The organism is Paraglaciecola sp. G1-13 (assembly GCF_055809255.1).
In genome coordinates, this window is sequence record NZ_CM147903.1 from 2293807 (window position 1) to 2306623 (window position 12817).

Annotated in this window: 11 protein-coding genes; 5 read left to right on the forward strand and 6 right to left on the reverse strand. The window is 44.4% G+C overall.

All coding sequences use genetic code 11. The features are described 5' to 3' along the window. Window positions 1–34 precede the first annotated feature (34 nt). The 4 genes from AC0L6N_RS09550 to AC0L6N_RS09565 all read right to left on the reverse strand — a co-directional run bounded on the left by AC0L6N_RS09550 (window position 35) and on the right by AC0L6N_RS09565 (window position 4024). Window positions 35–1291: an NAD(P)/FAD-dependent oxidoreductase gene (locus AC0L6N_RS09550; protein ID WP_473480856.1), complete on the reverse strand. Its 1257-nt coding sequence runs from the start codon at window positions 1289–1291 to the stop codon at window positions 35–37. Window positions 1292–1379: 88 nt separating this feature from the next. Beyond that, the gene (locus AC0L6N_RS09555; protein ID WP_473480858.1) at window positions 1380–1688 is read right to left on the reverse strand and encodes a 2Fe-2S iron-sulfur cluster-binding protein; all 309 of its coding nucleotides are present in this window, start codon (window positions 1686–1688) and stop codon (window positions 1380–1382) included. Window positions 1689–1784: 96 nt separating this feature from the next. Further along, complete coding sequence (locus AC0L6N_RS09560) at window positions 1785–2942, reverse strand: cytochrome P450 (protein ID WP_473480859.1); 1158 nt, start codon at window positions 2940–2942, stop codon at window positions 1785–1787. 206 nt (window positions 2943–3148) lie between these two features. Beyond that, window positions 3149–4024 carry a helix-turn-helix transcriptional regulator gene (locus AC0L6N_RS09565; RefSeq protein ID WP_011575104.1) on the reverse strand — a complete coding sequence of 292 codons (876 nt, stop codon included), beginning with the start codon at window positions 4022–4024 and terminating at the stop codon, window positions 3149–3151. Between the two features lie 154 nt (window positions 4025–4178). On the opposite strand from AC0L6N_RS09565, the gene AC0L6N_RS09570 reads away from it, so the two are divergent. Together AC0L6N_RS09570 and AC0L6N_RS09575 are read left to right on the forward strand one after the other, a co-directional pair. Next, window positions 4179–5297: a Zn-dependent alcohol dehydrogenase gene (locus AC0L6N_RS09570; RefSeq protein ID WP_473480861.1), complete on the forward strand. Its 1119-nt coding sequence runs from the start codon at window positions 4179–4181 to the stop codon at window positions 5295–5297. A 13-nt stretch (window positions 5298–5310) separates the two neighbouring features. After that, a complete protein-coding gene (locus tag AC0L6N_RS09575) occupies window positions 5311–6123 on the forward strand; it encodes an alpha/beta hydrolase (RefSeq protein ID WP_473480863.1) in 813 nt (270 codons plus the stop codon). Window positions 6124–6235: 112 nt separating this feature from the next. On the opposite strand, the gene lepB is transcribed toward AC0L6N_RS09575, so the two are convergent. Further along, window positions 6236–6886 (reverse strand): signal peptidase I, encoded by a 651-nt coding sequence (lepB, locus tag AC0L6N_RS09580; RefSeq protein ID WP_473480865.1) that lies wholly within the window; start codon window positions 6884–6886, stop codon window positions 6236–6238. 323 nt (window positions 6887–7209) lie between these two features. Here lepB and AC0L6N_RS09585 point away from each other — a divergent pair, with 323 nt between their 5' ends. From AC0L6N_RS09585 to AC0L6N_RS09595, 3 genes are all read left to right on the forward strand, one after another. Next, a complete protein-coding gene (locus AC0L6N_RS09585) occupies window positions 7210–9366 on the forward strand; it encodes a tetratricopeptide repeat-containing diguanylate cyclase (protein WP_473480867.1) in 2157 nt (718 codons plus the stop codon). Window positions 9367–9522: 156 nt separating this feature from the next. Next, complete coding sequence (locus tag AC0L6N_RS09590) at window positions 9523–10644, forward strand: zinc-binding dehydrogenase (RefSeq protein ID WP_473480869.1); 1122 nt, start codon at window positions 9523–9525, stop codon at window positions 10642–10644. Between the two features lie 207 nt (window positions 10645–10851). Then, window positions 10852–11760 (forward strand): LysR family transcriptional regulator, encoded by a 909-nt coding sequence (locus tag AC0L6N_RS09595; protein WP_473480871.1) that lies wholly within the window; start codon window positions 10852–10854, stop codon window positions 11758–11760. A gap of 58 nt (window positions 11761–11818) precedes the next feature. On the opposite strand, the gene AC0L6N_RS09600 is transcribed toward AC0L6N_RS09595, so the two are convergent. Then, window positions 11819–12646, reverse strand: coding sequence for a winged helix-turn-helix domain-containing protein (locus AC0L6N_RS09600; RefSeq protein WP_011575111.1), 828 nt, complete (start codon window positions 12644–12646; stop codon window positions 11819–11821). Window positions 12647–12817 lie beyond the last annotated feature (171 nt).

The following is a 12817-nucleotide window of genomic DNA, read 5'->3' on the forward strand; positions in this document are numbered from 1 at the left end:
CAATATCGATATTGCACAATATTGTACGCGGCTGCTAAGCAAACTCTTTGATGATAGACGCTGACAAAGGCGCGCTATTATCCGTGAGTTTATTTTTATCTACCTGTGCCATGGCGTTAATAAATTTTGTGCCCAAGACATAAGCTTTGGCATTATTGACGGCATCTACGGCTAACAACTCATTCCCTTTAAAATACCAGACCGAGAAACTATCAGGTTTATCTAACTCTTTGCGCATGACAACATCATCGTAACCTTGTGATAAGCCCACCATTTGCAACTTAACATTATATTGATCCGACCAAAACCAAGGCACAGGCTGAGTTTTGAATGCTTTATGGCAGATAGCAGCAGCGGCCACTTTCCCTTGGTCTAACGCATTTTGCACTGATTCAAGTCGCAACCATCGTTGGTAATGCGGGTTAAACTGGGCGCAACAATCACCGATAGCAAATATATCCTGTGCACTGGTTTGATTAGCTTCATTAACCACTATGCCGTTGTTGATCTCCAAATTGGCTTTATCCGCTAAAGCAGTGTTCACTCGCACACCCACGCCCACTATGATGATATCCGCAGGGTATTCGCTACCATCACTGCACACAACGCTATTCTCATTTGCGTTTGTTTTTATCTCACTAACATTTTTACCATTATGTACCTCTACGCCATGCTGGCGATGCAAGGCATAAAAGTAGTCAGACATCAAAGGTGCAGTCACCCTCGCCAATAACCGAGGCTCTCTCTCTAGCACTGTCACTACTGCGCCAGATTTTCGTAACGAAGCGGCAGTTTCGAGTCCCACATAACCTCCGCCTATCACAACAACGCGTTTTTGCTCACTTTGTTTAAACGCGGTAGCAATGGCATGTGCATCATCTGCGGTTCGAATAGTGTAAAGGTGCTTAGCAGAGTCAATCCCAGGGATGGGTGGAATGATCGGGCTTGCCCCAGTGGCTAATACCAGCTGGGTATACGGATGGCGCGTACCATCATCAAGCAAAACCTGTTTGTTCTTACTTTCAACATCCACCACGCTCACCCCTAGCATCAAGCTAATGTCTGCTTTTTGATAACCTTGTTCTGGTTTTAGCAACTGGCCAGCAGGTTCATCTGCAATCAAGTGTGTTTTTGATAAAGGCGGCCGGTGATATGGCAGATTACAGTCTGCATCAATCAAGGTAATACTCCCCTCGTAACCCTCTTTACGTAGGGCAAACGCTAGGTTAACACCGCCATGACTCGCACCGACTATGATGCATCTTTGTTTTGAAATCGTTGTGCTTGTCATGACTAAGTCACCTTTTATGCTCATTTGTATTCTATGCCGATACATATTCGTGGATACTTTACTTGGGTGCAAAGTAGGTTGTTGCTGGTTAGCCTGCTACGGTCAACACTAAACCATCTAGCGCTGGCGTAATGTCAATCTGACAACACAAACGGCTGTATTCATTAGCATCATCGTCAAGCTCTAGCATGTCTTTTTCAATCTCACTGGCTTCGCCCACTAACGCAAACTGCTCCTGTGCCACATGCACGTGGCAGGTTGCGCAAGAGCACACACCTCCGCAGTCCCCATCAATACCTGTAACGTTGTTTTCTACTGCTAGAGCCATCACTGAACCGGACTCGCCCTCGACCACAACAGGAATATTGCCTTGTGTCATAAATGTAATTTTTGCCATTTTCTAACCTTCTTTATTTTTCGCTTTCATGCGTGACAATCGTGCACGCGGATCGCTGGTAAAGTGAACTACCCACATGATGAGTAACGCGGAAATTTATCGAGGATGAATATTAACGTGCAGTTGATGAAACCCCACTTTACGTTCGAATTCGCCCAAATTTTCTATGTTTTCTTCGAAATCAATAATGTCGATTGAGCCCACTTTAGCCATCAAGGTTTCAATCAATACCCGCATAATTTGCCTAGCATGTGTGGCCCCTAAACAGTTGTGATGACTGAAACCAAAACTCACATGCGGGTTTAACTTTCTATCTAAGATGACGTCATTTGGCGATTCGAAAACACTTTCGTCGCGATTGGCCGATGCCCAACAAAGGGACACGCGAGAATCAGCTTTAATAGCATGTTCACATACTTGAGTGTCTTGCGTGACCACGCGGCCCATCTGGGTGAGCGGCGTGAAATAACGAATAAGTTCTTCAATCGCACGGCCAATAATTTCGGGCTCATTGCGTAATCTATCCAATGATTCAGGGTGCTGCGCAAAGTAGCTGACCGTATTCGTCACGGCGTTGATAACGGTGTCTCGCCCGCCCGCAAAGGTGAGTATCATGATCCCTTTGATTTCTTCGTGTGTTAGCTTTTTGCCTTCAACCTCTGCCGCTAACAATACACTGTACAAATCGCCCTCTGGATTGGGGGATGAGGCCTTTATTTTTTCATCAATGTAATCATATAGGATGGCCGCTTTGTCGCCATCTAGGGGGTCATCTTCACTGCGAAACACATGCGTACCCCAGCCAATCCATGTATCTGCTTCATCGGCGTCGGTATTCAGTAATAAGGTAAGCGCACGCGATTGCAGGCATAGTGCAAAGTCTTCTACCACGTCAATGCTATCGGCCTTTAATACGTCATCCACCAAGGCATTCACTTGCTGAGCCAAGGTTTCTTGGTACTGCGCCTTTAAGGGGCGTTTAAACCAAGGGTCAAGCAAGGAGCGAAATGCGCCGTGTAACGGCGGGTCCACTTCAAAAGGTATTTGCCGAGTGTCACGAATGTTCACTTCAGAGGGAATAACGATGCGCCCTGGGGCTGCACCAGATTGAAAGGTCTTCCAATTGTGCGCTGTCTTACGCACATCTTTGAGACGTAAAATCATGGTCACAGGATCATCTTGATCGTTCATATGCGCACACCCACTTGACACGCGAGCTTCTTTAAACGGATCTGAAGATTGGTAATTTTTCATTATGAGCCCCATGCAGTCTTGATGTTGATAACAACTGTTTAACAACTTGAGGACTATCTTAAGAGCGTAAAAGAAAGATAAATACCTAGATACTCACTAAAAATATCAAATTTCGACCTTGATTAAGGGCTGATGAGTGAAAAATAGGCGTTTACACCTGAAAAATAACATATTCGTATACAAAGGCCGGTGAGAGAATAGTGTTTTTAGGCTGTTTCTGCGATCAACATTCTGCGATTTATATCGCTTCGGTATTGATAAGGCGTTACGCCGTAATACTTTTTAAAATGAGCAATGAAGTGGGATGGGCTGGAAAATTCCATCTCGTAACTTATTTGAGTGACAGAGTATTTGCTTTGACTGAGCATTCGAGCCCCATGATAGAGCTTGTGTTGCAAAATATAATTGGCGTAAGTGTGACGAAAGACACTTTTGAATAAACGAGAAAAATGAGAAGTCGATAAGTGACATTTTTCAGCAGCCTCCCCCACCGACAAATTAACATACTTATCGTGTTTAAATAGATTAATCACCGGCAGCAAACGCGAAAATCCGTGAGATTGTTTTAGGGTATGCTCGCTATTTTGCGTCACCGCTTGCGCCTGATCCGCAATCCACAAAAGTAGTAACGACAGTAACGTAAGGCTCTTCTCACTGCGAGGTTGCTGTTCGAAACACTCCACCAGCCACCTGGTTTGTTGCTGAACGATCAACGTATTCTTGCTGTCCATTCTCAGGTGCATGCCGCGGTTAAACATTGGCTTGATAGATTGAAATTGCGGCAAATCGAGCACTTCAGGTAAGAATTGAATCAGGTACCAAGACTTAGCCTTAGGGCCTATTTCATAGTTATGTACTTCTAGCGCGGGTGTTAGCACTATGTCGCTATTGTGTAATGTAGAGTCTCCTTGGCTTGAAAAGTAGCTGCCCTGAATATCTTCAAAAATAATCAGTTCATGTACTTCATGAAAGTGCATCAAACATGAATACGGCTCTTCTTCTTGATAACTTACTTTTTGTATATCGAATAAATATTCTTTGGCGATACACAAAGGCTCACAATAGACATTTTGTTGCTTCACCGGAACCTCATTGTTAACAGTCAATCACTATCAATGTTAATCAGTCTACCCTCATTTTTGATACTTTGTCACCGGAATGTGACATAAATTGGCGCGGGTTCATGCTCTAATTTTGATACTTTTACAGAATAGAAAAACGTTGAGAGATCACCTTATGCAACACGTCGAACGCCAATCTAAAGCTATTGTGTCAAATGGCAGGGGCCAATACGAATTGGTCACTCTGCGGGTGTCGGCCCCAGGGAAAGGTGAAGTGCGAGTCAAAATACAGGCCTCTGGTTTATGCCACACCGATTGGGACTCCATTCAGAATTGGGATAAAACCTTTGTTGTTGGTCATGAAGGTGCAGGTGTCATAGACGCTGTTGGTGAAGACGTCACCGGATTGAACGTAGGCGATAAAGTAATACTTAATTGGTCAATCCCCTGTGGGCACTGTTTTGCTTGTCAGCAGGGAAATGTACACATTTGTGAAAATAACTCGCCCGTGTGCGGCAATGGCCTTTGCGGACATGCTCACGCTAGCGCGACAACGCAATCGGGTACGGCAATAGAGCGTTCTTTTCATTTAGGAACGTTAAGTGAATACACGGTCGTCAAAGCAGCGGCGATAGTTAAATTCGAGCATGACATCCCCTTTTCATCGGCCTCTATTGTGGGCTGCGGCGTTATGACAGGCTATGGCTCGGTAGTTAATGCAGCGCAAGTGAAAGCCGGTAGTACAGTCTGCGTCATTGGCTGTGGCGGGGTCGGTTTAAACGTGATTCAAGCGGCGCGTATATCTGGCGCGCGAAAAATCATCGCAATTGACATCAACCAGGAACGACTTAAGCAAGCGAAAGCATTTGGCGCCACCCACGGAATTATCTCTATTCAAAACGATCTGGATTTTGCCCAAATGAGTGCGTTGGTGAAAGAACTCACGCAAGGACGAGGAGCTGATTATGCGTTTGAATGTACGGCAATTCCCGCGTTAGGCTCGGCCCCTTTGGCGCTTATTCGAAATGCGGGCACAGCGGTACAAGTTAGCGGTATCGAGCAGCGCATTGATTTTAACTGTGAGTTATTCGAGTGGGACAAAATTTACATGAACCCCTTATACGGTAAATGTAACCCACAAACAGACTTTCCAGCTTTATTGGACTTATATTCAAATGGCCAACTCAAGCTCGATGAACTCGTGACAAAAACCTATTCACTGGAAAACGTGGCTGATGGCTTTGACGATATGCTCAACGGGCGTATCGCTAAGGGCGTTATCATATTTGATTAATCAGGAGACACCCTTGAGCATTAAACGACTAGAAGTATCGGCCCTTGAATATAGCCCAGCAAAGACACAATTCGTGACCATCCACTCTAGCTTTCTAGATGGGCGCCACGACATCAGCTTGTATAACGCATACTCAACTAAGCCCGATATTCCGGTCATACTGTTTTTGCACGGTGTCTATGGCAACCACTGGGTTTGGATGAATCTAGGTGGCATACATCAGGTTTATGACGCTTTGCAAAATCAAGGGTTAGAAGAGTTCTTGCTGGTGATGCCATCGGATGGGGGCTTAAAAGATGGCTCTGCTTATCTGCCCCTTGGACAAACAGGTGATTATGAGAAGTGGATAATCGACGATGTCATTCAGGCGGTTAAACAAGTCAAAGCCCCCTATGTCACAGACAAAAGCCGTTGGTATATTAGTGGCTTATCCATGGGCGGATACGGCGCTTTGCGTTTGGGGGTAAAATATCCTGAGCAATTTAGTGCAATATCCGCGCACTCATCTATCACCCGAATTGAAGACATGGCGCAGTTTGTTAATACCCCTTTATCCTTTTATGATTGCGCCAATGCCAACGAAACAAACATATTATATTGGGCGGGAAAAAACGCCGCAGCTCTGCCCCCTATTCGTTTCGACTGCGGCACTGATGACCCTCTGCTTGCATCTAACCAGTGGTTAAATCGCCAATTTCTTGCCTTTGGCATCGACCACATATACCAAGAGTATGCTGGGGGACATCAATGGTCATATTGGCATGAGCATGTGGCAAAAAGCTTTACATGGTTTTCAAACATCGAAAAAAGCCATAAGAAGCGATAAAAAGCAGCGTAGTGAGTTGCTTTTAATCGCACTGAGAATGTAAATGACTTTGACAGCATTCACGTTTGCTAATTAGCTCGCTCTCCTGCTAATAAGATTACCGCTTCCAGTACTACAAATCATGTAGAAACCGGTCAGATCTTGGCAGGTAGTAATTGTCATAGTCCAAAGACATCACGACCTGTTTCGCCCTGCCGATAATTTCATCACGTGGTATTAAACCTATCACGCGGGAGTCAGCACTGTTATCGCGGTTATCCCCCATAGCCAAATAGTAATTTGAGGGAATATCTACCGCGCGGAAGTTTGCTAACGCAGAGCCGTTATTTGCCACACGGATACGGTGTTGAATGCCCAGCAGATCCTCCGTGACCTCAGTGAAATCATCTATGTTGGCTAAATCTGCATAACCAATTTGTTGCCCGTTAATAAACAGCACATTATCCATTAATGCGACGGTATCCCCGGGCACCCCTACCACACGTTTGACCAGTCTTTTTTCTGATACTGCAGAGTCGAATACAATAATGTCACCGCGCATCGGATCAGCTAACTTGTACAAAGAGTGGTGAACGAAAGGGGTACTCACGTCATAGGCTAATTTATTCACGAGGATCCGGTCACCCTCGACTATGGTCGGTAACATAGAGCCTGTCGGCACTTCGTTCCAATCGGCCACAGCACTTCTAAACACGCACATCAAAGCAATGAACAACACCATCGCTCTGTTGTCTTTATACAGTTTAGTTAATTTTGTCATCATCTTAAGCCCTTGTTTATTCGAGCATTGTTTATCTGAGCAGACATGCTGCTATCGGCTGCGTGTTATCATCGCTATGCAAGTACTTAATATTGCAGCTAAGCGCCAATAATATCGTGTTCATTTGTTACCAATAATGTACGAAGCGCAAAGTGCGTTAACATTGGACTCATGAACTCCCTTGATATTTGAATGAAAAATGAGCGTTTAATGCTACCTATGACTTTTTACCCATGTAATAATTGAATACTATTTATGCTGCGTACCTCATTTGCGCAAGTGTAAAGCGTAAGTTTTTGCTTAGCACTATATACATGGAGTTCACTTTGGATTGGAGGAAACCAATAGCACGACGAAATGCTGTTTTTTTATGCGCACTGCTGTGCCATGGCAATGTCATAGCTCAAGTCGGCGTTAACCCGTTTCAAGTAGACCACATTCCTACTTATACTGAAATCAATCCGCTTAAACGTGCTATTGAGCTTGCCCGTAAGCAAGGCGAAATGAACAAAGCCGAAGCACTCACTGAACAGTTTCAGCAGCTAGCGGTTAGCAAAAACGACGCCTTAGCACTCGCTGATGTGTATTTTGAACAAGCAAGGAATACCATGGAGCGCAATCATTATGCGCCCGCACATGACTTGCTCAATAAAGCCATCAATATGTATCAAGAACAAGGCGATCAGGCCGGACTCGCTAAGGCATATCGGCAGCGCGGATTAACCTATCGCTACCAATCTAACTATCCTCAGGCTTTAGAATACATCTATTCAGCTATGCAAATCAGTCAGCAGCAAAATGATACTTCTGCCGTTGCTTCTACCTACAACAGTATAGGGCTTGTGCTGGAGAAGATGGGACTGCTAGAAGGTGCAGCCCAAGCACATCAAAGTGCGTTAGAAATGCATCATGAGTTGGATGATAAAAATGGTATCGCAAGCGCCCTGTACAACCTTGGTGACCTTCGACGCCTGATGGGAGACGACAAACTCGCTCTGACTTATTTTCAAGACGCTCTCAAAATAGATTTAGCCTCTGAGGAAAAGAAGTACATTGCTTATAGCCACAATAAAGTCGGCTTCCAGTTCATTCAACTCGCCGATTATGAGCAAGCTAGATATCACTTAACAGAAGCTTTGACGCTATTTCAACAGATTCAAGCGCCAAGAGACACAGATTGGGCAATATTGTCCATGGCTACCTTAGAAATGAACTTGGGTAACTTACCCCTTTCTCGTACCATGTTAGACGGTGTTATCGAGCGAGCAATTGACAAGCAGTATAAGAGCTTATTGGTTGATGCGTATCGCACATCTGCGCAATTAGCCCTACTTGATGAAGATACTGAATTGGCATTGCAGCACATTGATGCGGGTGTGACACAAGCCAAAAAGAATAATGAATCCCATGACGAAGCGCTGCTCGAAGCGTTACGGGTACAAGCGTATCTGCAGGAAGATGCCCTCAGGCAAGCCTTAGATGCTTTGCTTTATCAAAAAAAGTTAGACGATGAAATACTCAACACCACTCGAATAAAAACTATAGCGACATTGCAATCTCAAACAGAGTTCGTGCGCCGTGCCCAACAAATTAAATTATTGGAAAAAGAACAGGCGTTAACTCAAGTCACATTGAAGCAAGCGCAATGGAGCAGAAACGTTTGGCTAGCGTCGATTGTCGTCAGTGCCATTTTATTTGCCCTTGTTTACGGTCGTATTTCCCAGCGCAGATTAAACAAGCGACTTAGCGAAGAAGTGGCACTTCGCACACTTGAATTGAGCCAGAAAAATGTCGAGTTACAAGCCGCTTATCGGGAAATGGAAGCCATTAGCCTAACCGACAAGCTTACTGGCATTAACAACCGGCGCTTTTTAGAGAATCACATAGAAACAGATTTAGAAAAAAGCCAACGAATTTATGATGATTGGCGAGATGGTAAAACACCCACACCTCACCAAGGGGATATTGTCGTTTTCATGATTGATATGGATCACTTCAAGCGTGTGAACGATGAACACGGTCATCATGTTGGTGACGAAGTGTTACGGCAACTTACAAAGCGCCTAGCGCGCGTGTTTAGGCAGTCAGATTATCTAGTGCGCTGGGGCGGTGAAGAGTTTGTTGGGATCGCGCGTTTTATAGATCGTAGTGACGCGCCACTGTTGGCTCAGCGCTTACTTGATGAAGTCAGCGCTAGTCCATTTCGTCTTTCAGATAAAGCACTGTCTCACTACACCTGTTCTATCGGTTATGTGTGTTATCCGCCGATTTTAGAACACAGCCAGCAAACGGATTGGAAAACCTTGATCGCCCTAGCCGACGGATGCTTATATCAAGCCAAAAAAAGCGGACGTAACGCCTGGGTGGGCATTGAAAAAGTTCACCAACCGACAATGGACCTTATTGAGCTGTGTACGCAATATTTTGATGAGTCGGCTCCTACAAACAAGATAACCGTGTTGACCTCGCAAAAATCCCACTAAGCGGATAATTTATCACAGTGATGATCATGTAACATTTCTATTGACTCGTACGTCTTCAATCCCCATGTTAATTTTTTGCACCCAATTGATTTATCATCTCTTCGAGCAACGATTTTGTGCGTCGTTTTCGAAGAAACCACGACAGGATCAACAAAAATGAATAAAACCAAACAACTATTTACCCACATTTCGTCACAAGGCGAACTCAATATCACGCTAAAAGAGGTCGACGTACCTAAGCCAAAGCCCCATGAGATAGTGGTGCAAATGCACGCAGCGCCCATTAATCCCTCTGATATGTGGCCCATGTTTGGTCCGGCGGATCTATCAAAAGCAACACTAAGTGATGACAAAACGACTTACAGCGCCCCTGTTCACCCAGGTATGTTGCCGCGCATTAAATCACGATTAGACCAGACCTTGCCTATTGGCAATGAAGGAGCAGGTGTGGTTGTGGCTGCTGGCGATAGCGAAAAGGCGCAATCTTTATTAGGCAAGACAGTCGCTGTGCTAACGGGCGCTTGTTATACCCAATATTGCTGCGTCCCTATTCAGGCGTGTATTGTCCATCATGACGATACCACGCCTTTGGCTGCGGCTTCGTCGTTCGTTAACCCATTGACGGCACTTGGCATGGTTGAAACGATGCGCATGGAAGGCCATAAGGCATTAGTGCATACCGCTGCTGCATCAAGCTTAGGCATAATGCTGAATAAAATTTGCCTAAAAGAAGGTGTACAACTGGTAAATATTGTACGCAAACAAGAACAAGTAGATTTACTAACAAAGCTAGGGGCTAAATACGTTGTTAATTCTACTAGTGAGACGTTTAAAAAGGATTTGTACAAAGCAATAGAGGCCACCGGTGCAACGCTTGCATTTGATGCAATTGGCGGCGGTGAACTGGCAAGTGACATTTTAGCCGCGATGGAAGCGGTGGGTAGCAAAGATGCAACCGGCTTCAATACTTATGGCTCGCTTGATAACAAGCAAGTGTACATATACGGTGGCCTTGATTTCTCCCCTACCACGCTCAATCGTGCATTTGGCATGACGTGGAGTGTCGGCGGTTGGTTATTGATGCGCTTCCTAGGCAAGTTAGATGCCACTAAGGTAGCTGAATTACATCAACGCGTGGCAGATGAAATTAATACCACATTCGCCATAGAATCAAGCGTAGAGCTTGGCTTCGAAGAAGCCTTAGACCCGCAAACAGTTGTTAAATATTTTGCTAAATCAACTGGCGGTAAGTACATATTGAACCCTAATAAGGGTTAATTATTTGCCTGACGTTTCACTGAGGGGGTAACCCTCAGTGAACTACTTACTGTTTACACTCACGCAGTCCTGCGTAGCATCGCCAAATCCAGCGCTTTTCGTCATCAATATTCTCACCTCGTGTTATGTTTAATGCTTATCGTTATATTGATAATAAAGTCGCGTTATGGAAAACTTTCAAAATCTTATTGAAAGTTAGGGTAGCCTTTGAAAAATCTGCATGATTTAAGAATATTTTGTGAAACCGCACAGCAAGGCAGCCTATCAGCTTGCGCTAGGAAGATGGATTTGTCTCCTGCTGTGGTTAGCGCTTCGTTGAAACGTTTGGAAGCCGACCTGGGTGTTCTATTATTTATTCGGTCTACTCGAAATCTGCGGTTAACCCAGAAAGGCGAACAATTTTTACGCCATTGCATTGATGCACTCAGTATTTTAGATGAAGCCACCACGCAAATGCACAGCGAAGATACAGAGTTAAGTGGGGTTATTCAGCTTTCAGCCCCTTCAGATTTGGGCCGAAATTTACTACTGCCATGGCTTGATGAGTTCATGACGCTACATCAAAAATTGGAAATACGACTGCAGCTATCAGACAGCCCCGCGGACTTATATAGTCAACCAGTCGATTTAGCTTTGCGTTACGGCAAACCAAAAGACTCCGGCTTTATTGCCATTCCGGTTGCTGCTAACAATGTTCCGGTATTGTGCGCTTCACCCAGTTATATTGAACAATTTGGCTCGCCCAACACGTTGCAAGAACTCACGCAACACAATTGTTTATGTCACGGACATAATGATACTTTGCATTCTCGCTGGGTATTCAATAAAGACAACAAAAACACCAGCATTGATGTAACCGGTAATCGGCAGTGTAAAGATGGCGACATCACCCGTAAATGGGCCATTGCTGGAAAAGGTATTGCTAGGAAGTCTCAATTGGATATCGTGCAAGACCTAATACAAGGGCGATTGATTGAGCTTGATGTAGATGGTTGGCAAGGAGAAACATTTCCTCTTAATCTAATTTGTGCTGAAAGGCGGTTACTCAGCCCAACCGTGAACGCATTTAAAATCCATCTACAACAAAAGGTCGCTGCGCTGCTTACCCAACTCTAACGCAGCAAACTGTCATTGAACGCCTAGCACCGCTATCTAGGCCTTAGCGTCACATTTGCTATAGAAGTAATTGGTTGGTATTTAACCGGTAGCCTACCCCTTTGACCGTAAGGATCCACCTTGGGTTATCCGGGTCCACTTCGACTTTTTTGCGCAGTAAATGCATGTACTGATATAAATCCGACTTGTTTGCGCGCCGTGTATCTGGCCATAGTTTCTCAATAATTTTTTCGGTGCTGCAAACATGGTCATGCACTTGCGCTAACAAGGTAAACAATTTGAACTCTTTGCTGGTTAGCATTACGTCCTTGCCCTGACAAAATACCGTTCTGCAGTTGTGATTTATGACAAAAGGGCCAACCACGTATTGCTCTTCTTCATCAAGTATTGTGCTATTGAGTATCATTGGTTGCAGATTACTTTGTACGGAACCAAATATCGCAGGAATACCGCGTCTATCAATAGCATTTCGCCGTTCACTATTGCGCCTTTCTTCCCTTTGATGGCTCTCATTAGCAATCACCTGACTGAGGTATCTGTCTAGACGGCCGCTTAAATCGGTTTCATCAAAATAGTTCACCCAGGACAAGTGATGATTGAATCCTGCATCACTTTTGCTGTAAATAGCACAAATGGGGATCTCTGACTGAGTATGAATTTGCTGCAATATTTTAAGATGCGAAGCCATTAGTTCTGCCGATACCGCTCGCAAATCAATCAATACCACCTTACATACATGATTGACGCTTTCAATATTGAGTGGATACGTCGGTGAAACAGAGCGAAAAGAAAAATTATTAGCAATGCTGATACCCGTGAGTAAACCGATTAAAAAGCTGTCGTTTGATATCACCAGCACGCCTTGCTGTGCTTGAGTAAGCGTCATGATCTCATCCTTTAGTTGTCTTAACCAGATGGACTCTACTCACAAGACAGCCTAAATTTGAGTAAATAAAACAGAATCCTATTCTGAAATGTCTGATTAATTCACGTAACCCTAAGAAGATAGCAATAACCGAACCACTTAAATTAACATTAAGTAATACTGACACTTAAT